This is a genomic window from Candidatus Hydrogenedentota bacterium, from assembly GCA_019637335.1.
In the GTDB taxonomy this organism is placed as follows: domain Bacteria; phylum Hydrogenedentota; class Hydrogenedentia; order Hydrogenedentales; family JAEUWI01; genus JAEUWI01.
The window spans coordinates 44,062-66,332 of the sequence record JAHBVV010000037.1; the positions used below are offsets into that span (position 1 = coordinate 44,062).

General features: G+C 65.4%; 16 protein-coding genes and 1 pseudogene. 2 read left to right on the forward strand and 15 right to left on the reverse strand.

Annotated elements, in window-relative coordinates:
- Positions 1-288: 288 nt before the first annotated feature.
- The 8 genes from KF886_24890 to KF886_24925 all read right to left on the reverse strand — a co-directional run bounded on the left by KF886_24890 (position 289) and on the right by KF886_24925 (position 13,743).
- The gene (locus KF886_24890) at positions 289-5,211 is read right to left on the reverse strand and encodes a DUF5011 domain-containing protein (protein ID MBX3180596.1); all 4,923 of its coding nucleotides are present in this window, start codon (positions 5,209-5,211) and stop codon (positions 289-291) included.
- 164 nt (positions 5,212-5,375) lie between these two features.
- Positions 5,376-7,976: a DUF5011 domain-containing protein gene (locus KF886_24895; protein MBX3180597.1), complete on the reverse strand. Its 2,601-nt coding sequence runs from the start codon at positions 7,974-7,976 to the stop codon at positions 5,376-5,378.
- 481 nt (positions 7,977-8,457) lie between these two features.
- Positions 8,458-9,372, reverse strand: coding sequence for a tetratricopeptide repeat protein (locus KF886_24900; GenBank protein MBX3180598.1), 915 nt, complete (start codon positions 9,370-9,372; stop codon positions 8,458-8,460).
- Positions 9,373-9,443: 71 nt separating this feature from the next.
- Entirely contained in the window at positions 9,444-9,908 is a 465-nt protein-coding gene (locus tag KF886_24905) for a nuclear transport factor 2 family protein (GenBank protein MBX3180599.1), read from the reverse strand.
- 645 nt (positions 9,909-10,553) lie between these two features.
- A complete protein-coding gene (locus KF886_24910) occupies positions 10,554-11,330 on the reverse strand; it encodes a class I SAM-dependent methyltransferase (GenBank protein ID MBX3180600.1) in 777 nt (258 codons plus the stop codon).
- Positions 11,327-11,914 (reverse strand): bis(5'-nucleosyl)-tetraphosphatase (symmetrical) YqeK, encoded by a 588-nt coding sequence (yqeK, locus tag KF886_24915; GenBank protein ID MBX3180601.1) that lies wholly within the window; start codon positions 11,912-11,914, stop codon positions 11,327-11,329. The genes KF886_24910 and yqeK overlap by 4 nt, the downstream gene beginning before the upstream one ends.
- Positions 11,901-12,485: a nicotinate-nucleotide adenylyltransferase gene (gene nadD, locus KF886_24920; protein ID MBX3180602.1), complete on the reverse strand. Its 585-nt coding sequence runs from the start codon at positions 12,483-12,485 to the stop codon at positions 11,901-11,903. The genes yqeK and nadD overlap by 14 nt, the downstream gene beginning before the upstream one ends.
- A gap of 4 nt (positions 12,486-12,489) precedes the next feature.
- Positions 12,490-13,743 carry a glutamate-5-semialdehyde dehydrogenase gene (locus tag KF886_24925; GenBank protein ID MBX3180603.1) on the reverse strand — a complete coding sequence of 418 codons (1,254 nt, stop codon included), beginning with the start codon at positions 13,741-13,743 and terminating at the stop codon, positions 12,490-12,492.
- 119 nt (positions 13,744-13,862) lie between these two features.
- On the opposite strand from KF886_24925, the gene KF886_24930 reads away from it, so the two are divergent.
- Positions 13,863-14,093 carry a hypothetical protein gene (locus KF886_24930; protein MBX3180604.1) on the forward strand — a complete coding sequence of 77 codons (231 nt, stop codon included), beginning with the start codon at positions 13,863-13,865 and terminating at the stop codon, positions 14,091-14,093.
- Here the strand turns inward: KF886_24930 and KF886_24935 are convergent.
- The 4 genes from KF886_24935 to murA form a co-directional block, all read right to left on the reverse strand.
- Positions 14,090-14,620 carry a DinB family protein gene (locus tag KF886_24935; GenBank protein MBX3180605.1) on the reverse strand — a complete coding sequence of 177 codons (531 nt, stop codon included), beginning with the start codon at positions 14,618-14,620 and terminating at the stop codon, positions 14,090-14,092. The genes KF886_24930 and KF886_24935 overlap by 4 nt on opposite strands.
- 226 nt (positions 14,621-14,846) lie before the next feature.
- Positions 14,847-15,893 (reverse strand): histidinol-phosphate transaminase, encoded by a 1,047-nt coding sequence (hisC, locus tag KF886_24940; GenBank protein MBX3180606.1) that lies wholly within the window; start codon positions 15,891-15,893, stop codon positions 14,847-14,849.
- A complete protein-coding gene (gene hisD, locus KF886_24945; GenBank protein ID MBX3180607.1) occupies positions 15,890-17,194 on the reverse strand; it encodes a histidinol dehydrogenase in 1,305 nt (434 codons plus the stop codon). Before hisD ends, hisC begins: the two co-directional genes overlap by 4 nt.
- Positions 17,195-17,561: 367 nt before the next feature.
- Positions 17,562-18,815 (reverse strand): UDP-N-acetylglucosamine 1-carboxyvinyltransferase, encoded by a 1,254-nt coding sequence (gene murA, locus KF886_24950; protein MBX3180608.1) that lies wholly within the window; start codon positions 18,813-18,815, stop codon positions 17,562-17,564.
- Positions 18,816-19,256: 441 nt separating this feature from the next.
- Between murA and KF886_24955 the strand changes: the two genes are divergently transcribed.
- The gene (locus KF886_24955; GenBank protein ID MBX3180609.1) at positions 19,257-20,243 is read left to right on the forward strand and encodes a hypothetical protein; all 987 of its coding nucleotides are present in this window, start codon (positions 19,257-19,259) and stop codon (positions 20,241-20,243) included.
- Here the strand turns inward: KF886_24955 and KF886_24960 are convergent.
- From KF886_24960 to tpiA, 3 genes and pseudogenes are all read right to left on the reverse strand, one after another.
- Positions 20,191-20,469, reverse strand: a pseudogene (locus KF886_24960) (DUF4573 domain-containing protein). The gene KF886_24955 and the pseudogene KF886_24960 overlap by 53 nt on opposite strands.
- A 119-nt stretch (positions 20,470-20,588) precedes the next feature.
- Positions 20,589-21,182, reverse strand: a complete 594-nt coding sequence (gene secG, locus KF886_24965) for a preprotein translocase subunit SecG (GenBank protein MBX3180610.1) — start codon at positions 21,180-21,182, stop codon at positions 20,589-20,591.
- 117 nt (positions 21,183-21,299) lie between these two features.
- The gene (tpiA, locus tag KF886_24970) at positions 21,300-22,076 is read right to left on the reverse strand and encodes a triose-phosphate isomerase (protein ID MBX3180611.1); all 777 of its coding nucleotides are present in this window, start codon (positions 22,074-22,076) and stop codon (positions 21,300-21,302) included.
- Positions 22,077-22,271 lie beyond the last annotated feature (195 nt).

Genomic DNA, 22,271 nt, shown 5'->3' on the forward strand with positions numbered 1-22,271 from the left:
GCCGGGGGCGCCATCGCGTGGCACGGGCGTGGTGGGGTTTGGGTGGTTTGGGTTGGGGGGCGGTGTTGTGATGTTGGTTGCGGTTGTTGCCGCAGGCAGGAATGCCCGCGATCCTTTTCTGGCGGATCGCTTGGTGGGCGTGGTTGGGTTGGGGTGCGTCGCTCGTGTGGGGTGGCTGGGTTGGATGTGGGGTTGGTGTTGCTCCAGGCACACGAAGGCGCCTGGGGCGCCATCGCGTGGCACGGGCGTGGTGGGGTTTGGTTGGATTTATTTGGGTCGCGGGGTGTATCAGTGGTTTGGGCGGGGGCTCCTGGTGAGACGGGTGAGGCCGAGGAGGGTTGCGATGAGGGCGGCGATGAGGGCGAGTTCGGCGAGGGGGCTGGCTCCGGGGTGGGCGGCGGGGGCGCAGGCCATGCCGTCTTCCTTGATGGGCTCTGAGCCTTCGGGCGCGACCATGGTGAGGATGGCGCCGCGGGCGAGGGTGGCGTTGAGGGCGCCGTTTACAGCGAGCAGGCCGGAGATGCCGTCTGCGGACCAGGCGGCTTCGGTGGCGCGGAGGAGCATGTTGCCTTCGATGCCGAGGGCGAGCTGGGCCGGGTAGGCGGCGAATCGCGCCGTCGCGACGGCCCCGCCGACACCGCGTAGCGAGACGCTTATGGGGCGGGCCTGGAGGGCGGCGGCGGAAATGGGGGCGAAGGTTATGCCGCCGTCCTGGCTTGCCGCGAGCGCGATGGCGAAGTAGGGCGCGGTGTCGAGCTTGTTTGCCGGCGCGGCGGGCAGGTGGCCGGTGGCGTTGGGTCCGATGAGGGTCCGCATGTCGTCCGCCAGTTTGACGAGGAGGAGGCCCTGCTCGCCGCAGGCGATGAGGTCGCGCGAAATGGCGATGACAAGGACTTCTCCCGTGGCGGCGGGATGCGGGATTTCGAGGAGGAGGTTGTCGCCGGGGGCGTTATCGCAGGGGCCGAACCAGGTGATCATTTGGGCGGCGCCCTCCTGGCCGGAGATGGGCGCGTACCAGCGGTCGCCCTCGGCGACGAGATGGCCGAAGGGATCGTCCAGCACGCCGTCCGCGTCGCGGTCCGGGGCGCTCCGGACGGCGAAGGTGCGTAGGTCCTGTACGGCTCCGAGGGTGATCTGGTCTTCGGCGGCGGCGACGGCGGTGTAGACGCCCGGGGGGAGGGTATAGGTCACGGGGAATGCGGCGGGCTGGTCGGTGGAGGATTGAATGAGCGCGCCGATAACGTAACTCATCACGATATCGCCCGTGTCGCAGCCGGCGGGGCTCAGGGTCACGCCATAGGCCGGTTTGGCGGTCAGCGTGAGATCGAAGTCTGGCTGGCCGGGCGGGATGACGATATCGCCGGCGGGGGCGAGGAGGGTGACGCCCTCGAGGGGGCACACGGGTCGCGCGCCGGCGCATCCCGTCCCCTGAACGCGGACGGTGCGCGTAGTGACGGCCAGGTTTCCGGTGGCGTCTTCGGCGGTGTAGGTGATGGTGTATTCTCCGGCGATATCGGTGTCGAGGACGCTGGCGGCGTCGCTGGAGACGAGCAGGGCGTTGCCGCAGCTGTCCATGGCGGATACGCCGGGATCGCGGTAGAAGGTCCCGCAGTCGAGGGAGAAGACGGATTCGCCGGCCAAAGTGATGAGGGGCGGGGAGAGGTTTTGGACGGACACGATCCGTTCCGCGGTGGCGGTGCGTCCGGCGGCGTCCGATGTGATGTAGGTTACGGTGTACTCGCCGATGGTGTTCACGTCGACGTTGGAGACGATGCGGTATTCGAGATCGCCCTCGCAGGGGTCGATGGCCTGGGCGCCGGCCTCTTCGTAGGGCGCGCCGCATTCGAGCAGGACTTCCGAGTCGCCGAGGAGGGTAATCTGGGGGGCGGCGTCGCGAACGACGACGACGCGGGTGGCCTGTGCGGTGTTTCCGAATCGGTCCACGGCCTGGTAGCGCACGGCGTACTCGCCGGGCGTCAGGGGATCGAGCTCGTTCACGATCTCGACGGGAATTTCGCCCTCGCAGGCGTCTTCCGCGATGGCTCCGGGCTCGTCGTAGATGTCGCCGCAGCGGATCGTAATGCGGAGGGCACCGAGCAGGCGGATGGCGGGCGGGGCGGTGTCCTGGACGACCACGATCCGGCTTGTGCTTGCGGTGTTGCCAGCGGCATCCGCGACGGCGTAGGAGATGCCGTAAATGCCGGGCGTATTGCTTCGGACGGTATCGCCGCCGATGACGACTCTGGCGGTGATATCGCCATCCACATTATCGGATGCGAGCACACCGGGGTCGGAGAAGGGGGCGCCGCATTCGAGTTGCACGAGCTCGCCGCCGAGCAGGGTGATAACGGGCGGCGTGGTGTCCGCGGGCCCTTCGCCTTCGCCCTCGCCTTCACCCTCGCCTTCACCCTCGCCCTCGCCTTCACCTTCACCTTCACCTTCACCTTCACCTTCGCCTTCGCCTTCACCCTCGCCTTCACCCTCGCCTTCACCTTCGCCTTCGCCTTCGCCTTCGCCTTCACCTTCGCCCGGCGGGTCAAAGGGCAGTACATCCGGGAGGACGCTGACCTCGGTGGTGAAGCGGAAGGGCGGTAGATTCAGGGAGCGGGCGGGAAACTCGCCATTCGGGAATTCCAGTTCCACGAAGAATGCGGTCCAGCCGTTCGCGGGCGTTGGCACGCTGCCGACGTAGACGCCGCCGCCCTGGCTCTGGAGCACGGTGCTGGTGTAGGCAGCGCCGATGAAATTGCGGGCGGCGGGGTTGGTCGATTGCCAGAGCAGCACACGGGTGGGCTGGGTCTCCGTTTGGACAACGAGCCGCCCGTCGGCGGTCTTGGTCCAGGAGAACTTGGGCCGTGGTGTATTGAACAGGTAGGAGCCGTAATAGGCGGAGAAGTCCTGAAAGGCTTCCTGGTTGAGGCTGTGGGTGGTGTTGGGTACGTAGCGCAGGTATTTCTGGCCCACGAGATCATCCCAGTAGAACTGGGAGGAGTCCGGCAGGAAGAACTCGTCGCCGGCGGAGTTGATGATGAATTTTGGCATGGTGTAGCGGTCGCGGTAGCTGTAGGGCTCCACGATGTCGAGCAGGTCCTGGAAGTCGGGTCCCTGGAACCATTCGAAGATGTTCATGTCGACGTAGTCGCCGACGGCGTCGGCCCAATCGCCGTAGGCGGCGTAGTGGTGCTCGAAACTGGGGACCAGATTGAGTAGATCGATGACGTGGGGGGCGATGGCGCGAATTCTCGGGTCGACGGCGGCGACGGTCCAGGTGGTCCATCCGCGCTTGGAGTTGCCGGCGGCCATGAAGCCGTGGATACTGGTAAACTCGGCCTGTATGGTGTCCATGGCGCGTACGACGGCCTTGGTCATGGGGAGGCGGGGCAGCCAGAGGGGGTCCTTGGTGGTGCGGAACTTGTCCCAGGCGTAAGCGATGAGTTCGTCCTCCTCGCGGCCGGCTTCCAGGTAGCGCGGGTCGGTTTCATCGGCGAATCGCAGTTCCTGGTTGGGGATCATGCGGACTTCGGCGACGATGGAGCGCGTGCTTGCGGCGAGGGCGCCATGCTCGGGGCGGACTTCCGCTGGCATGGGGTCATCGTTGTCGCGCCCGCCGATCCACATGAGCGCGTCGTCGTGGAGGAGGTCGTCGGGTATGGCGACCATCAGCCAGTGCTGCCAGAGGGGCCGGTCGACCTCGGATTCGTCGCGCCATACCTGCGAGTTCATGGTGTAGATGCGCGAGGTGTAGCCTTCGCGATCAACCTCGCTCACGAGGCTGTAGGAATAGTTGGCGTCGGGGGCGTTGACGTAGTCGTCGAGGGGGGTTGGATCCGTGATTTCGGGGCGTATGTTTTCGTTTTCAAAGGGGAGTGTATCCGGCACGACGCTGACGCCGGTGGTGAACTGGAAGGGTTGGGCGAGGCCGCTTTCGAATTCGAGCTCGGCGAAGAAGGCGCGCCATCCGCGGGCGGGTTCGGGGACCTGGGCGATGTATACGCCGCCGCCCTGGCTGGAGAGGGTGGCGCTGGTCCAGGCGTTTCCGATGATCTCCTGGCGGAAGTCGCGGGCTTCGGGGTTTGCGGCCTGCCACAGGAGGACCCGGGTTGGCGGGGTCTGGGTCTCAATGCGAATGGCGCCATTTTCCTGGATTGCCCAGGTGAACTCGGGGCGGGGCACGTCATTGAGGTAGGCGTCGAAGTAGGCCGTGAGGTCGTTGTAGGTATCCGGCGAGCCGAGGCCGTGGTCGGTGTTGGGCATCATGCGCAGGTGCTTTTCGCCGGCCAGATCGTCGAAGTAGAACTTGGAGGAGTCGGGCAGGAAGAACTGGTCGCCGGTGGAGTTGATGATGAACTTGGGCATGGTGAGGCGTTCGCGGTAGGCGTAGGGGTCCACGATGTCCATCATCCGCTGGAAGCCTTCGGAGTGGAGTACATTCATGAGCCCCATGTCCGCGTAGTCCTGTATGGAGAGGGACCAGTCGCCGTAGGCGTTGTAGTGGTGCTGCATGCTGGGGACGACGTTGAGGACATCGATCACCATGGGGGCGATCGCGCCGACCCGGCTGTCCACGGCGGCGGTGGTCCAGGTGGTCCAGCCGCGTTTTGAGGCTCCGGTGACGAAGAATCCGGTGACGCCGAATTCGGTTTCGACGGTATCCATGGCGCGTACGACGGCCTTGGTCATGGGGAGGCGCGCGAGCCAGTTGGCGTCGCCGGTCTTGAGGTATTTGTCCCAGGTGTAGGCGATGAGCTCGTCTTCGGTACGGCCGATGGTCACGTAGCGGTAGTCGGTTTCGTCGAGGAAACGGATACGCTGATTGGGGATCATGCGGATTTCGGCGACGATGGCTCCGGTTGCGGCGGCGATTGCGCCGAGGTTGGCATCGGCGGCGGTTGGCGGGTCGCCGCCGTTTCGGCTGCCGCCGATGAACATCATGGCCTTGTCGTGATCGCGCACATCGGGGACGGCGACGCGAATCCAGTGCTGCCAGACGGGCCGGTCGACCTCGGCGGCGGTCCGCCAGGTCTGTGAATTCATGGTGTAGATATGGGAGGTGTAGCCCGCACCGGGGGAGGTGCTCAGCAATTCGTAGGAATAGGTGGGGTCCGGCGCGGCGACATAGTCATCGAGCGGGGTGGCGGCGGCTGGGTCGCCGGCGGCGAGGGTGAATAGAAGGAGGATTCCGGCCAACGGCCTGGCTGCGCGCAAACCCATGATGCTCATCCTGTGGTTGCGGGCGCCATCGATGGACTGGCGCCCGGGCGCGCGGGGTTACCCGACGCCCTCCCATACATCCGCCGCGACAAGCGGCATCAGACTACATCGCGCCGAATCCCCAGTTTCCGGCGAATCCGCGCGCGTGATATACGAAATGCGCCTCAGGCTTCGGATTCCCTCCGCCTTCCCGCGTACGCGAGCACGGCCAGCAGCCCGGCGATGAGTATTGCGTCCGTCATGGGGGCGCTCCCCGCGCCTGATCCGGGGGCGCAGCTTGGGCCGCCTTCCTTTTCCGGTTCGGTGGCGGCGGCGACGGGAACGAAGAGCGAGAGGTTGCTGGCGGAGGCCGACAGGGCGGATCCGGTCGCGGTTACATTTTCGAGGGCGGTTTCGGTCCACTCGCCGGTCCCGGCGTTGATGGCGAATCCACCCGCTCCACTGGGGGAGACGGCCGTTGGGAAGCGGGCGAAACGCGCTTCGGCGGGCTGGTCAATCGAAATGCCCGAGAGGGTGATCCATACCGGGCGCGCGGCGAGGCGGGAGGCCGCGATGGGCGCGAAGGCGCCGCCGGCTTCCGGTTGTACCGCGATGCTGATGTCGAAGTACGGGCCGTTGGCGGCGGCGCCCGCGGGCGGCGCGGGCACTTTTGCCGCCTCGGCGGATCCCAGGAGGGCGGCGACGCGATTGGCGAAGGCGACGGTCACGATGGCCTGTTCGCCGCACGCGATCAGATCGCGTTCCACCTCCACAGTCAGCAGCTGGCCGGGAGCTTCGGGGTTGCGGAGGCGCAACACGATGGTTTCGCCCGATTCCCCGCCGCAGGGTCCGGACCAGGCGGTCATGGCGACACGGCCATCGGTGTTCCCCGCGCGCGTTCCGGCCACCCAGGTGTCGCCGTCGCCTTCCAGAACGCCGAAGGGCGCGTCGAGCAGGCCATTGGCGTCCGCATCGGGGGCCGCGGCGATGTCAATCGTGAACGCTGTTTCGATGCGGTCGCCGGTTTCCAGCACCTCGGCGACGGCGATCACGGGATGCGAGCCTGCGCCGAGGAAATAGGTGACCGGGAAGCCATCGGGGCCGGCCTGGGAGAACTGGACGGCGCCGTCCACGTCCCAGGTGACGCGGACCGTGCCGGCCTCGCAGTTGGCGGAGTTTTCGAGGGCGATAGCGGCGGCGAGGAGGACAGGCGCGGCGCCCGCGCCCTCCGGGATGTACACCGAGGCGGTTCCTTCGCGCGGTGCGGGCTGCGCGATCTCCAGGCTCGCCAGGTCGCAGTAGAGGGCGCCGCCCTCGCAGGCCGGCCCGCGTACGATAACCGTGCGGGAGGCAAATGCCGCGTTGCCGCTGGCGTCACGCGCGGAATAGGTGAGTTCGACGGTATTGGCCCGGGAGGTGTCGACGAGCGAGATGGCGTCGCTGCTGACGTTGAGTTCGCCGCCGCAGACATCGAGGGCGGTTGCATTTGGATCGACGAACAGGGCGCCGCAGTCGAGGATGAGCGGGTTGTCGCCGAGCAGCGTAATGACGGGGGGCTGGGTATCCTCGACGATTACCTGGCGCGTGACGGCGGACTCGAATCCGTTGCTGTCGGTTGCGCGGTAGCGGACGGTTTGGGTTCCGGGCGCGGATGTGTCGATGGTGTTGTTTTCGATGGTTACTTCGGGGCTCGTGGCGTCGCAGGAATCGATCGCGGTCGCGCCGGGCTCCTCATAGGGGGTCCCGCATTCCACGCGCAGGGGATTGGCGCCGTTGAGGGTGATAATCGGTCCCTCCGCGTCGCGCACGATCACGGTTCGCGTCACGGATGCGCTGAGGCCCGAGTCGTCGGTGGCGGTGTAGGTCAGTGTGTAGACGCCCGGTTCGGCGGCGTCGACGCGCCCATCGATTTGCACCGCCACGGCGAGATCGCAGGAATCGGTGGCCAGCGCGCCGAGCTCGACATAGGGCGTTCCGCAGGGATGCTCGATACTGGCGGGGCCGGTCAATTCGATCACCGGTGGCCGCGTGTCCGCGACGGTCACGAACCGCACTACCTGCGGGGCCTGGTTGCCGTCGCTGTCGTTTACGTTGAAGGTGACGGCATAGTTGCCGGGAACGCGCGTGTTGACAACGCCGCTGCGCACGATGGCGGGCGTCAGATCGCCGTCTTCGGGGTCGGTGGCGGTGGCGCCGGCATCGCCGTACGGTTCGCCGCATTCGACCGTAACGTTTGCTTCGCCGTTCAGGGTTATCGTTGGAACGCCGGGCATTTCACCCTCACCCTCGCCTTCACCTTCGCCCTCTCCCTCACCTTCGCCTGCCGCCTGAAAACAGACGGCCGTCAGTACGGTGGCTCCCGTTTGTTCGCCGGCGGCGAGGCGGTAGATCGGCGCTCCGCTCAGTGTTCGCTGGGAGGTTTCCGAGGCGGGTACCGCGAGGATGTAGGTGAAGGTGGCGGGGAATGCCGGCAGGTCGACCCAGGCGAATTCCGCCGTGCCCAGCGCGCCGGGATTGCTCTCCAGTGCGGGGGGATTGGGGCTGCCGTCCGCGATGCCGGCATAGGCCCATCCGGCGGGCAGGGTTTCGCGCAGGGCCAGCGCGGTGAGGGCGTCGCCGCAGGCGCTCTCGATGGTAACGGTGATCCGGACCTGCTCCCCGGGCTCGGCGCAGCCTTCGGCGGCGCGCGAGATTGTTATGCATGGGCCCTGGGCGAAGGCGCTTTCGAGCAGCAACCCGAACACGGCCAAAACCCACAATACGCGCGTGCGACGCTTAAGAAACATACGAAGTACCACCTTGTTGGCGTTGTGGCCCCAACATCATCTTTGGCTTCCCAGTCTTCCGGCTCCCCATGCGGTAACCCCTCGGGTTCTCTGATTGTAAGGGGGGCGGGGGGGATTGTCAATGGAATGGCGGGCTGGCGGAGGGGGTGAATTGGGTTGGGGGGCGGTGGTGGGATGTTGGATACGGTTGCTGCGCCAAGCTGGAAGCTTAATCAGCCTTCGGCGGACTTTCAGCCCACGATCGCGCCCGCTGCTAAATCGGGGGGCCTGGGCGTGTCCGTCACCTGGGGGGACTGGCACGGGCAAGCCCTTGCGGGCTTGTCCGTGGCACGCCGGGAGGGTGGCGTGGTGCGTGGGGTGGTTTTGGCGCGCGTGCGGGGTGGTTTCGCCGCTCGTGTGGGGTGGTACTGGCGATGGTGGGCTGGTGTTGCACCGGGCACACGAATCCACCGGAGGCGGAATCGCGTGGCACGGGGGATGGCTACTCGGCGACCGGGGTCTCTTCGGTTGCCGACGCTGCTTCTGCGGCGGGGGCTTCGTCTGGTGCGGGGGCCTCTTCGGCTTCGGGGGCTTCGGTTTCCGACGCTTCCTCGGCTACGGGCGTTTCTTCGGCGGCGGGGGCCTCTTCGGCCGGGGCTGCTTCTACGGCGGGGGTCACCTGGATGGCGGGGGCGGGGGTGGTTGCGGGTAGCGCGGCGTCGAGCCCGGTTTCGATGGGTTCGGGGAAGAGTTCGGGATGATCGGCGCGAAGCTGGCCGAGTGCGCGGTCGGCCTGGGCGGCGACGGCGGAATCGGGAAAGACTTCGGCCTGTTTTTCGTAGAATTTTCTGGCTTCGGTGAGGTTGCCGAGTGCTTTGTGCACCCGGGCGATATTGAGGGGTTGCCGGCGCGCGATGAAGGTGTCGCCATGGGTTTCGTATACCGAAGTGTAGCCGGCGAGGGCTTCTTCGAGCTTGCCCTCGTTTTCGTCGAGAAAGGCGAGGGCTTCGGCGGCGGGGGCGGCGAATTCGGAGCGCGGGTGTTTGTCGAGGATACGGGTGAAGGCTTCGCGGGCCTTGTCGTAGGCCTTCGCTTCGAGGGAGGCTTCGGCGGCGAGGTAGAGGGCTTCGGTGCTCCAGCGGGAGCCACCCTGGGCTATCTGCTGGAGGGCTCCGGCGCGTTCGGCGGGGTCTTCCATGGCGATGGCCCCGGCGTATTGCGTCATGACGGCGCGATCGCTGGCGATATTGTAGAGGCTGTATATGCCGCCGGCGGCGACGCAGAGGAGGACGAAAACGATGCCCGCGATAACCTGGCGGGGATTGTGCTGGACGTAGTCCACCACTTTTTGCCAGTCCGCGCGCGGTACACTTTCTCCCGCGACGCCCGCGGATTCCTTCGACTCGATCTCAGCCATGAATTCTCACTTTCCAGAAACTGCACTTGTTGAACGCCGCGGGAGGCCGCGGCCGAAAGAAGACGCGTATTCTAACTAATGGCGCCCCACTCTACAATTTTCCACTTGCCCGCCTCGCGCACGAGGAAGACCGACACCTGGCCCTGGATATTGAGGGGGGGCGTCCGGTCGTTGTCTGGCTCGGCTCGGGTTCCGAAGGCCTCCAGGGCGCGGGCGCGATCGCCTTCCACGATCACGGTGGGCACGGAACGGCGGATCGTGATTGCGCGATAATTCTTCATGATTTCGTCCAGATAGGCCCGGATACCTTCGTAATCCCGGCCTTCCTGGTCCAGGTAATCGGGGGATACGTGGGCCATCACCTGGTTTAGTTTTCGGGTCTGCATGGCGCGGTGCACGTCATTGAGCAGGCGCGTGATCTTCTCTTCCTCGGTGTCTTTGAGCCCGAGGCCTGGAAGTTCGAGGCTGGGCCCGCCCGCACATCCGGAAAGCAGGACAAGGGCCGGCAGACATGCCAGTATGAACGCTTTTTTCATGGTGTGCGATCCTCCAGAAGTCGCCCGGCTGAAAATGGGCAGCCGGTAGCTCTCTCGCGGTTGGGCGGGTGGCGCGGCGGTCAGGACCTGCGTCCCGTCCGAAGTTTCATAGCTTATCACAGCAAAAAGTTCCGGCGCCAGCGGCATGCGGGTTGGGGGAGGTGGTGTTGGGGTGGGTTGGGGCGCCGCTCGTTTGGGGTGGTTGGGATGGGTTTGGGGTTGGTGTTGCTCCGGGCACACGAAGGCGCTGGGGCGCCATCGCGTGGCACGGTGCTGGTGGGGTTGGGTGGAGTTTGTGGGGGGAGGGTTTGTTGGGGTCCTGGGCTGGTGTTGCCGCGGGTATGCCCGCGATCCCGTGCTGGCGGCTTCGGGGTATTGTGGCAGGGGTGTGGGTTGTCTGGAATCTTGGGTTGGCGCAATGTCAGGCAGGGATGCCTAATCCGCCTGCGGCGGACTTTCAGCCTACGTTGACTCCGCTTGTTTGGGGTGTTGCTGGTAGGGTTGGCAATGCGGGACAACGGGCACACGAAGGCGCTGGGGCGCCATCGCGTGGCACGGTGCTGGTGGTGTTGGGTGGTGTTTGCGGGGGGAGGGTTTGATGGAGTCCTGGGCTGGTGTTGCGCGGGATGCCCAACCTCCTTTGGGTTAGGTGCGCTGGCGGATGGCTTTGGCGGTTTTCTGGAGGCGGCGGCGGGTGGTGGGGGCGGGGTTTCGGGCGGCGATGATGTCGATCCGGGTGGTTTTTCGGCGCGGGGCTTTCCAGTGGTCGGCGTCGAAGATGCCGAGGATCGTGAAGCCGGCTTCGGCGAGGAGGGTCTCGATGCGGGGGAGTTCGTAGATCCGCTCGCGGATGGTGGTGATCCGTCCGGTGTTTACCTGGACGCGGGATTCGGCGAGGCGTTGTTGCTTGTTGTAGGTGCTGGCCCAGCGGCTCTGGAATCCGTCGTTGCTTTCGACCCAGTCCCGGCCCTCGAAGTGATCGACGACCATGCGCTCGGTGATGAAATCGGCGTAGAGGAGGCCGCCGTCTTCGAGGACGGCGTGGAGCGCGCGAAGGGCCTGGGCGAGGTCTGCTTCGTCGAGGAGGAAGTTGAGGCTGTCGAAGAGGCAGGTGACGATGTTGAAGCGCGGGCCGAAGGGGAGGGCGCGCAGGTCGGCGACGGCGACGGGCATGCCGGGGTGTTTGCGGCGGGCTTCGCGGGCCATGGCGGGGGAGAGGTCGGCTCCGAGGCTTTCCCAGCCGGCGGCGCGGAGCATGCCGGCGAGCACGCCGGTGCCACAGGCGGCGTCGAGGTGGCGGGGTTCTTCGTCGAGCATATCGGCCAGGGCGAGGGCCGTGGTGAACCAGCGGTCGTAGTTCACGTGGGACATGAGGGGATCGTAGTAGCGGGCGAGATCGCCGAAGGCATCGGCGGGGCTCACGCGGGGTATTCCTGGTCCAGCCAGTGGAGGAAGTCCTCGAGATTGGGGTCGATGACGGCGCGGGTCCTCTGGAACTCGAGTTTGGCGCGGGCGGCGAAGCGGAGGGCGGCCTCGAAGCCGGCCTCCCGGACGAGGACGCGCGCCTCGACGGCTTCGGGGAATTTCCGGGAGGGCTCGGCGAAATCGGCGAGAAAGAGGACCTGTCCGATGCGTCCGAGTCCGGGGTGTCCGGTGGTGTGCCAGTAGATGGCGCTGTACACGTCCTCGTCCCAGATGCCGAGTTCATCGCGGCATTCTTCGGCGGCGACGGGCCCGTGGAGCAGCGCGGGCATTTCGAGCTGGACCTCGGATACATCGAGGCCGTAGCCTCGGGCGCGGGTGAGGAGGATTTCGGGATCCTCGGCGCGGCAGAGGTCGTGGAGGAGGCCGGCGGTGACGACTTCGTCGTGGGGGGCGCCGGCCCGTACGGCGATGGATGCGGCGTATTCGGCGACGAAGATGGAGTGGGTGACTTTTTCGTCGGGCAGGCGTTCGCGGAGGAGCTTGAGGAACTCCTTGTAGCGGGGGAATCTAGCGACGGGCATCGTAGAGACCCTTCTCCTCGACGAGGCTGCGGACGGCATCCGGGAGCGCGCCGCCGGTGGATTGTCCGGCGGCGATGCGTTCCCGGACCTGGGTGGAGGAGAGGTCGCTGAGATCAAAGGGCAACAATTCGTACTGCCCTTCGAGGGATTCGGGGAGGGCTCCGTTGAAGCCGGGACGCGGGAGCACGAGGAGGCGCACTTCGCTCAGGATGGCCTCGGGGGAGCGCCATTTCGGGAGGTCGAGGAGGGCATCCTGGCCGATGATGAGGTAGAACTCGGCTCCGGGGTAGCGTTCGCGCAGTGCGCGGACGGTATCGGCGGTGTAGGAAGGGCCTTCCCGATGGAGTTCCAGGTCGCAGGGCTCAAGGCCGGGCTCGTTGGCCAGCGCGGCCTCCACCATGGCGTAGCGGGTGTCCGCCGGGGTAATCTCGTCGCCGCCCTTGTGGGGCGGGTCGGCGGAGACGACGAAGAGTACGCGGTCGAGGTTCTTGTGGCGCAGGGCCGCGCGGCCTATGGCCACGTGCGTGGTGTGGATGGGGTCGAAGGTGCCGCCGAAAACGCCGATCCGCAAACTCCTACTCCCGGATCTGCCCGTTGCCGCGGATGACCCATTTCTGGGCCGTCAGGCCCTCCAGCGCCATGGGCCCGCGGACGTGCAGTTTGTTGGTGCTGATGCCGATCTCGGCTCCCATGCCGAATTCGAAGCCGTCGGTGAAGCGTGTGGAGGCGTTCACGTACACGGTGGCGCTGTCGACCTCGTCGAGGAAGCGCTCCGCGGCCTCGTAGCCTTCGGTGACGATGGCGTCGGAGTGGTGGGAGCCGTATTCGTTGATGTGTGCGATGGCTTCGTCGAGGGAGGCGACGATTCTGACGGCCAGGATGGCGTCGAGGTATTCGGTGGTCCAGTCGTCTTCGGTGGCTGGTTCGCAGGGGATGAGCTGGCGCGTGCGGTCGCATCCGCGGATTGTGCATCCCCGGCTGGCGAGCTCGCGGGCGATTTCGGGGAGGAGCATGGGGGCGCAGGCCTCGTGCACCAGCATGGTCTCCATGGCGTTGCAGACGCCCGGGCGCTGGAGCTTGGCGTTGACGGCGATGGTCCGGGCCATGTGTTCGCCGGCGTCCTCGTGGATGTAGGTGTGGCAGACGCCGTCGAGGTGGGCGATGACGGGGATGCGCGACTCCTCGTAGATCCGCGCGATGAGGTTCTTTCCGCCGCGCGGAATGATGACGTCGATGTATTTGTCCTGCTTGAGCATGGCTCCAACGGCGACGCGGTCGGTCGTGGCGAGTATCTGCACGGCGTGATCGGGTACGCCGGCGGCCTTTGCGCCTTCGACGAAGATCTGCGCGATGATGGCATTGGAATGGAAGGCTTCGGAACCGCCGCGCAGGATGCAGGCGTTGCCCGACTTCAGGCAGAGGGCGGCGGCGTCGGCGGTGACGTTGGGGCGGCTTTCGTAGATAATGCCCACGACGCCGATGGGCTGGCGAATGAGGGCCATGCGGAGGCCGTTGGGGTGGACGTACTGGCGCGCGATGTCACCGACCGGGTCGGGCAGCATGGCGACGGTGTCCAGGCCGGCGGCCATGCTTTCGATGCGGGCGTCGGTGAGTTCAAGGCGATCCAGCATGGCGCTGGAAAGGCCTTTATCGCGGCCGGCGGCGAGGTCCTTCGCGTTTTCGGATTTCAGTCGGTCGCCTTCGGCGCGGAGGCGCTGGGCGATTTCGACTAACGCGGCGTCTTTCACCTGCCTGGAGAGCGAGCGCAGTTTGTTGGAGGCCGCGCGGGCCTGGCGCCCGATGGCGGTCAATTCTTGGTCTAAACTCATGCAACTATCCTGCTGGGGCGTGGCGCGGGGCGAATCCGCGGCGCCGAATTGCCTACCCAATGCTGGCGGGTATTATGCCATAGGCCAGTTGATAGTTGACAGTTGACAGTTGACAGTTGATGATTGGTGGTTTGTGTTGTGGACAGAGTGGGCGGAGTGGACAGAGTGGACGGAGTGGACAGAGTGGACAGAGTGGACAGAGTGGACGGAGTGGACAGAGTGGACAGAGTGGGCGGAGTGGACAGAGTGGACGGAGTGGACAGAGTGGACGGAGTGGACAGAGTGGACAGAGTGGACGGAGTGGACGGAGTGAATTCGCTCCGGCGAATGGGTTGGGTGGTATGGGTTAGCGGATGGCTTTTTCTATCCGCTGGATCTGGTGGAGGTGGTAGCGGTCGTGGGCGGCGTAGAGGCGGACCATGGTGCGGAGGGTTTCTTTGCCGCGCTGGGTGTGGAGGCCGTGGCGTTCCCAGGCGTCGCCGTGGACGCGGCGGAGGAGGCGGAGGTTTTGCGCGCGGGTGGCGGCGAAGTCGTTGAGGGCTTCTTCGAGGGAGACGTCGTTGGGGTAGAGGTTGGCGATCCAGGCGTCGGGGTCGATGGCGGGCAGGCCGGGGGCTTCTTCGGCGAGTACGATGCGGTAGCGGAAGGCCAGGGCGATTTCGGCGTGGGCGAAGTGCTGGACGACGTTGAGCACGGACCACTTTGTTGGGGCTTCGGGGATGGTGCGGAGGGATTCGGGCACGGCTTCTGCCGCCGCGCGGAGGGCGTCCGGGGTTTCGGCGAAGACTTCGAGGGGGTCGCGGTCGCCGAGGAAGGCGAGGAGGGCGTCAATGTAGGCCTGGCTGTCGCCGGCGTGCAGGGGGCTGGGGTTGGACATGGGGCGCTTTCTCCGTGGGTTGGTGGTCTTACCATAGCATGGGGGTATGCGTATGTGGCGGGTTGACGTATAGTGAACGGAGAGGCGTTGGTGGGTGTCGCAGGCGACGGGACAGACCCGCCTGAACTGGTTTTGCTGGTGGGTGTTTGTGGTGTTGTTGGGGTGCAGATTGTGGGGGGAGATTGGGGTGTTGTGGCGTGTCAGTCCCTGGGGGGCGTGTTGGTGTCTACACCATGCCCCGGAGGGCTTGGAGCAGGGCGTCGCATTCTTCGTCGGTTCCGATGGTGATGCGGAGGGCGTCTTCGAGGCGGCGGTGGTTGAAGTAGCGGACGAGGATGCCTTCTTCGCGGAGGCGCTCGAAGAGTTCTTTTGCGGTGGGGTTTCCGTACCAGAAGGCGAGGAGGAAGTTGGTCTGGGAGTCGGGGACGTCGAAGCCCATGGCCATGAGCTCTTCGCGGACGCGTTCGCGGGTGACGCAGACTTTGCCGGCGGAGGCTTCCATGTGGGCGTAGTCGTCCATGGCGGCGATGCCGACGGCCTGGGCGACGGCGTTCATGTTGTAGGAGTCCTTGGTTTTCAGGAACTCGTTGATAATCTCCGGGCGGGCGACGGCGGTTCCGATGCGCATGCCGGCGAGGCTGAAGGATTTGGAGAAGGTCCGCATGACGATGGCGTTTTCGTAGCGCTTCGGGAAGTCCATGCAGTGGTCGTCGGCGAAATCGACGTAGGCCTCGTCGATGACGACGATGCCGTTGAAGGATTCGCAGAGGCGCTCGACGGCCTTGCGGGGGACGGCGACGCCGGTGGGGGCGTTGGGGCGGGTGAGAAAACAGAGGCGCGCGGGCGTGGCGTAGAATTCTTCCGTGAGCTGAAAGTCGCCGTCCAGGTCGACGTACTTCAGGGAACAGCCGTGGAGCTGGCAGAGGACTTCGTAGAGGGAGTAGGTCGGGTAGGTCGCCAGCACGCCGTCGCCCGGGTCCACGAAGGTGCGGAGGGCCATGGCCAGCAATTCGTCCATGCCGTTTCCGGCGATAACCCAGCCGGCGCTTTCGTAGCCGTAGCGGTGGGCGCAGATCTCGCGAAATTCGCGGAAGACCGGATCGGGATATTTCCGGAGGCGATCCAGATCGAAATTGGCGAGGGCCTCCTTCACGCGGGGCGAAGGCGGGTAGGGGTTTTCGTTGGTGTTGAGCTTGATGAAGCGCCGGCCCTGGGGCTGTTCGCCGGGCACATAGCCTTCTACGCCCCTGAGCAATTCGCGCTGGAATTTCACTGGCGCACCTCAATTGACCAGGCGTGCGCCTGCAACTCCTCGGACTCGGCGAAGGCGCGGATGTCGGCGGCGTCCTTCTGAAGCCGTTCCCTGGAATAGTAGAGCACGCTGGTGACCTTGCGGAAGTCCTCGGCTGTGAGCGGGGAGGAAAAGCGGGCCTTCCGCCCCGTGGGGAGGATGTGGTTCGGGCCGGCGTAGTAATCGCCGACGGCGACGGGGGTCATGGGGCCGAGCATCATGGCGCCGGCGTGTTTGATTTTGTCGACGAAGTTGCGCGGGTATTCCACCTGCACGCTGAGGTGCTCGGGTGCGTAGAGGTTGGTCAGGGCGACGGCCTCGTCCATGGTGCGGGTCTGAATCAGTACGCCGCGGTGGGTCAGGGAGTGCTCGATGATCTGCCTGCGCGGGAGCTTCGGGATTTTTTCGGCCAGCTTGTCCTTGACCTCGGCGATGAGGCGCGCGGACGGGGTGATCAGGACGGACATGGCCTCCTCGTCGTGCTCCGCCTGGGCGAGCAGTTCCGAGGCGACATAGGCGGGGTTTGCGTGGTCGTCGGCGAGGACAACGACCTCGGACGGGCCGGCCTCGCTGTCGATTTCCACGACGCCGCGCACGAGGGCCTTGGCGGCGGTGACGAAGGTGTTGCCGGGGCCGGTGATCTTGGTGACGGCGGGGATGGTTTCGGTGCCGTATGCGAGGGCCGCGACGGACTGTGCCCCGCCGACGCGGAAGACGCGGGTGGCGCCGGCGATCTTGGCGGCGGCGAGGACGACGGGGTGGATTCCGCCCTTCCAGGAGGGCGGGGAGACCATAATGATCTCCTTTACGCCGGCGACGCGCGCGGGGGCGATGTTCATGAGCACGGAGGAGGGGTAGAAGGCTTTACCACCGGGCACGTAGACGCCGGCGCTTTCGATGGGGGTGATGCGCTGGCCGAGGACGGCGCCGTCCTCGTAGGTTTCCTCCCAGGATTCGCGGAGGAACTTGCTGTGGAAGCTGTAGATGTTTTCGTAGGCGCGGCGGAGGATCTGGATCATGCGGGGGTCGACGGACGCCATGGCGGCTTCGATTTCGCTGGCGGGCACCTCGAATTGGGCGGGCTCCAGCTCGACGCCATCGAAGCGCGCGGTGAAATCCGCCAGGGCCTTGTCGCCCTCCTTTCGTACGGCCTCCACGATCCAGCGGGTCTGTTCCAGTTTGTCCTGGATGAGCTGGCCCATGTTGAGGTTGTCGCCGTGGCGGCGGATGAAGCGTTGGACTTCTTCAAGGGTGGCGTCGTCGGTTACGTTAAGTTCTTTCATTGCTTTCCCATTGTGCGCTTCGCAAACAAATTCTTCCGAAGCCGGTGTACCCAAGTTTTCTACCACCCCCTACGGGGGGTCTATGACCTTCACCCTACGATTTTCCGCCGCTGCGCGGCTATACAACAAAGCCTGGCCCCAAGCGCCAATCTGATTCGCATACGTTCGCGTCCACTCGCGTATCAACTTATCTGGTAGTGCTACGCAACAAGGCCCCCCATAGGGGCAATGCCGGCGGGCCGCCGGCGCTCCATAATTTATTTCCGGTGGCGTTGCCTCCGATGCCGGCGGGCCGCCGGCGCTCCATAGGGCTATTCCGGCGGCGTTGCCACCGTTGCCGGCGGGCCGCCGGCGCTCCATAGGGCGCCTACTCGCGAACGCGCTCGATATCCGCGCCGAGGCTGCTCAGGCGCTCTTCAATTCTTTCATAGCCGCGGTCGATATGGTACACGCGGGCGATCGCGGTTTCGCCGTGTTTCGCCATGAGGCCGGCGATGACGAGCGCGGCGCTCGCGCGGAGGTCCGACGCCATGACGGGGGCGCCGCTGAGCGCTTCGACGCCGCGCACGATGGCGGTGTTGCCGTCGAGGCTGATGTCGGCTCCCATGCGGACCAGTTCGGCCACCTGCATGAAGCGGTTTTCGAAGACGGTTTCCTTGATGCGGCTGACGCCCTTCGCGCGGGCGAGCATGGCCATCATCTGCGCCTGGAGGTCGGTCGCGAAGCCCGGATAGGGCAGCGTGGTGATATCGACGGCGTTTATCCCGTTCGGCGCGGCGGCGCGTATCTTGTTGCCGTGCGTTTCGACCGCGGCGCCGGCCTCCTGCAGCTTCTTGAGGAAGTTGGGCAGGTGATCCGGGTTCGCGTTGGCGACGGTCACATCGCCGCCGGTGGCGACGCCCGCGGCGAGGAAAGTTCCCGCTTCGATGCGATCGGGCATCACGACATGCTCCGCACCCCCGAGGGCGTCGACGCCAACCACGGTGATCATGTCCGTGCCGGCGCCGGAGATTTGCGCGCCCATGGCGTTCAGGAGGTGCGCGAGATCCTCGATTTCCGGCTCACGCGCGACGTTCGTGAGGCGGGTGACGCCTTCGGCGCGGGTTGCGGCCATGAGGAGGTTTTCCGTTGCGCCGACGCTGGGGAAATCGAGTACGTGGTTGGCGCCCTTCAGCTTTCCTTCCGCCACCACATAGCCATCTTCTATGCGTATTGAAGCGCCCAGGGCCTCCAGTCCTTTCAGGTGGATGTCCACGGGGCGCGCGCCAATGGCGCAGCCGCCCGGCAGTGAGACGCGGCATTTGCCGAAGCGCGCGAGGAGGGGGCCGAGGACGAAGAACGAGGCGCGCATGCGCCGGACGAGGTCGTAGTGGGCCTCGGGCTTGTTCAGGGTGGTGGGGTCCATGGTCATGGAGCGGCCGGTGAAGTCGATGGTCATGCCCATGTCCGCCAGGAGCTTGTCCATCGAGAAGATGTCGTGCAGGCAGGGGACATTGTGGAGGATGCAGGGCTCCTCGGCCAGAATGGTCGCGGCCATCAGGGGCAGGGCGGCGTTCTTGGCGCCGCGCACCTGCACCGTGCCCCGGAGCGGCTTGCCTCCGCGAATGAGAATCTTGTCCAACTCGTGGTCCTTTTTTGTGCGTAAGCCCACCCTGCGGAAGGGGAATCGGGCGGGTTTGGATTATGCCACAGCGGCATGGGGGATTGATACCCCGGGCGGGGTATTGAGGTTCCTGGAGAGGAGGATTTTGTTGGACGGAGTGGACAGAGTGGACGGCGTGGACAGCGTGGACAGAGTGGACGGGGTGGACGGGGTGCGGAATGGACGGGGTGGACGGGGTGGATTCGCCGCGGCGAATGGACGGGGTGGACGGGGTGCGGAATGGACGGGGTGGACGGGGTGGACGGGGTATTTTTTGGGGCTGGCGTCCTTCAACGCCAATGCCGCGCATTGCGCATTTTTGCGCGTTAAAGTGAACCTGTTCATTTTTTCTTGACCCCGCATCCCGTTCTCTATATAATGAACGCGTTCAGAAAACGATAACCATCGGAGAACTGTCCCATGCGCCCCATAACGAATCGCCTGCTTCTCGCCACAGCTATTTCTGGATCGATCCTCGTGCTCTTCAGCGTCTTTTCCGCGAAGGTCCTCGACTACTACGGAATTGGCTTGTTTGTGGCCACACCCTTTGTGGCCGGACTTGCGCTTGCGATGGTCGCCCAGACACCGTGGCTCCGACCCATTGCCACGGTATGCGCGGGCAGCCTTGGCGCGCTGGTTGGGAGCGGTGCGTTGATGTTGTTGACTGGATTCGAGGGCCTGATTTGTCTGCTGATGGCCGCACCGATTGTGGGGCTGTTCCTGCTTGCGGGCACGATACTGGTTCTGGTTGTGCAATTGTGGCGTGGGAAGAAACAGGCCGCGAGCCGGTCCCCGGGGATTGTTGTTCTGGGGATGGTGCTAACGCTGACGCTCGGCATGAGCGCAGAGCCCATGCTGGCGCGGACGGCGCCGCTTCGCTCCGTTCAGACCCGCGTATTGATTGACGCGCCTATCGAGGAGATCTGGGGGGCCGTGGTTGAGTTTCCGCCCATTACCTCGCCGCCCGAGGGTATTCTGGCGTATGGCATCGCCTACCCGGTCTCGGCAAGCATTGAGGGAATCGGTGTGGGCGCGATCCGGCGCTGCACCTTCAATACAGGCGACTTCATCGAGCCCATAACGGTTTGGGCGCCGCCTAATCAGTTGGGTTTTGACGTCGCCGAGAACGCCCCGCCCATGGAGGAATGGTCACCTTTTGGGCCCATCGACACCTCGCACCTGGATGGATTCATCGCTGTGGAACGCGGCCAGTTTCAACTCCAGGAACAGGAGGATGGAGCGGTGCTCCTGGTGGGGACGACCTGGTATCGCCAGGATTTGTGGCCGAACGTCTACTGGGGCGCCATTTCCGATGGAATCATACACCGGATTCACCAGCGGGTGCTGGAGCATATCAAGGCGGTTTCCGAACAGGGGCGGGCATCGATACCTCGCACTGGGGTTTGAGGGGGTTTTCTGGTTTGACGGGGTGGATGGAGTGGACAGCGTGGACAGAGTGGACAGCGTGGACGGAGTGGACAGAGTGGACAGAGTGGACGGGGTGGACGGAGTGGACGGGGTGGACGGAGTGGACGGGGTGGACGGGGTGGACAGCGTGGACAGCGTGGACAGCGTGGACGGGGTGGACAGCGTGGACTGCGTGGACTGCGTGGACTGCGTGGACTGCGTGGACGGAGTGGGTTGGAAACCTGCGCTCCCCACCGGCGGCTTCAGGTCTTCACTCTGATTATAAAAAAAGTAGCGCGGCGCATTCTGGCGAATGCGCCGCGCCGGTAGAAAATGGTGATTGCTTTATTGTGCCGCGGGGGCCTCAGGGGCGGCGTCTTCGGCGGGTGCGGCCTCTTCGGCTGGCGCCGCTTCCGTGGCGGGGGCGGCCTCTTCCACCGGGGCCGATTCCGCAGGCGCCGCAGCTTCGTTGGGGGCTTCGGTGGCGGGGGTTTCCACGGTGATACTGTTCACCGGGGTGGATTCCGCAGGGGCTTCGGTGGTGAATTCGGCGGCGGGGGCCACGGGGGTGGATACGGGCTGGTCGCCGAAGAGGGCGTCCATGGTGCCGGACTCGCCGGTGACGACGGGGGTTACGCCGGTGTCCTCAACGTAGCTGGGGGCAAAGCCGGAACCGAGGTTGCCGGAGAGCATGGACATGCCCAGGGCGAGGAGCATGTAGATGCCGGCCATGGAGTAGGTGATTTTCTGGGGGAGGCTTTTGGAGGAACGCGGCCCGAAGACGGCCTCGCCGCCGGGACCCGCGCCAAAGGCGCCGGCGAATCCCACGCCCTTGCCCTTCTGGAGCAGCACGATGATGACGAGGCCGAGGCAGCTGGGGATGTAAAGAAACAGCATCAGATACCAGACGGTGTTCCAACTGAAAATCATGTCCAACATGGTTTGCTTTATCCTGTGCCGTGCCGGGCGGGCCCGCTGCTCCGCTTATCCCGGTGTTTATGACGGCCGCGGGGGCCGCCGGTTACTGTATATTCGCGCGGTGTTGCGCGCGCCCCGTCAGGTGTTTTCGCTGACGGCCTTGACGATATCCGCAAAACTGCCGGCCTGAAGCGCGGCTCCGCCGACGAGGAAGCCGTCGACGTTGGGCTGGGCGATCAGTTCGGCGGCGTTGTCCGGCTTGGCGCTGCCGCCGTATTGAATCCGGATGGCGTCGGCCACGGTGTCGCCGAAATGCTTGCGCACGAGGTCGCGCACGAAGAGGTGGGCCGATTCCGCCTGGTCGGGGGTGGCGGTGACGCCGGTGCCGATGGCCCAGACGGGCTCGTAGGCGATTGCGACCTGCTTGAACTGTTCCTCGCTGAGGCCCTTGAGTCCTTCGACCACGTGGCGGGTGAGGACGTCGTCCATCTTGCCGCCTTCGCGCTCTTCGAGGGTTTCGCCGATGCAGAACATGACTTTCAGGCCGGAGTTAACGGCGAAGTGCAGTTTTTCGTTGAGGAGGGCGTCGGACTCGCCGAAATACTGGCGGCGTTCGCTGTGGCCGAGGATGGTCCAGGCGCAGCCGGCGTCCTTGAGCATCTGGGGGCTGATTTCGCCGGTGTAGGCGCCGCTTTCCTTCGTGTAGGCGTCCTGTGCGCCGACGGCGACATTGCTGCCCGCGGCGGCCTGGCTGGCGGCGTGGAGGGCGGTGAAAACCGGGCAGACGACGATGTCGACGTTGCCGACGCCGGCCACGAGGGGCTTGAGGGCGTTGACGGTATCGACCGCTTCCGCGATCAGCTTGTTCATTTTCCAGTTGCCTGCGACGAGGGGCGTTCTACGTGCTGCGCTCATGCTACTACTTTCATTCCGAATGGGTATGGGTACCGTTCCGCGCGCTTCCCCGGTTTGGGATGGGGCGCGGATATGCCCGGAAAGGGCTTGGAACCGTAGAGGTTAGCACACGGGGTTGTCCCGCCGCAAACGGAGGAAGGGTGAAGGGTGAAGGGTGAAGGGTGAAGGGTGAAGGGTGAAGGGTGAAGGGTGAAG

Excerpts from the sequence above, each read along its gene's own strand:
- hisD (MBX3180607.1), bottom strand. The coding sequence starts at position 17,194 with ATGAAAGAACTTAACGTAACCGACGACGCCACCCTTGAAGAAGTCCAA.
- KF886_24890 (MBX3180596.1), bottom strand. The coding sequence starts at position 5,211 with ATGGGTTTGCGCGCAGCCAGGCCGTTGGCCGGAATCCTCCTTCTATTC.
- tpiA (MBX3180611.1), bottom strand. The coding sequence starts at position 22,076 with ATGAGCGCAGCACGTAGAACGCCCCTCGTCGCAGGCAACTGGAAAATG.
- KF886_24955 (MBX3180609.1), top strand. The coding sequence starts at position 19,257 with ATGCGCCCCATAACGAATCGCCTGCTTCTCGCCACAGCTATTTCTGGA.
- secG (MBX3180610.1), bottom strand. The coding sequence starts at position 21,182 with ATGTTGGACATGATTTTCAGTTGGAACACCGTCTGGTATCTGATGCTG.
- KF886_24925 (MBX3180603.1), bottom strand. The coding sequence starts at position 13,743 with ATGAGTTTAGACCAAGAATTGACCGCCATCGGGCGCCAGGCCCGCGCG.
- KF886_24900 (MBX3180598.1), bottom strand. The coding sequence starts at position 9,372 with ATGGCTGAGATCGAGTCGAAGGAATCCGCGGGCGTCGCGGGAGAAAGT.
- yqeK (MBX3180601.1), bottom strand. The coding sequence starts at position 11,914 with ATGCCCGTCGCTAGATTCCCCCGCTACAAGGAGTTCCTCAAGCTCCTC.
- KF886_24905 (MBX3180599.1), bottom strand. The coding sequence starts at position 9,908 with ATGAAAAAAGCGTTCATACTGGCATGTCTGCCGGCCCTTGTCCTGCTT.
- KF886_24895 (MBX3180597.1), bottom strand. The coding sequence starts at position 7,976 with ATGTTTCTTAAGCGTCGCACGCGCGTATTGTGGGTTTTGGCCGTGTTC.
- KF886_24935 (MBX3180605.1), bottom strand. The coding sequence starts at position 14,620 with ATGTCCAACCCCAGCCCCCTGCACGCCGGCGACAGCCAGGCCTACATT.
- KF886_24930 (MBX3180604.1), top strand. The coding sequence starts at position 13,863 with ATGATTGGTGGTTTGTGTTGTGGACAGAGTGGGCGGAGTGGACAGAGT.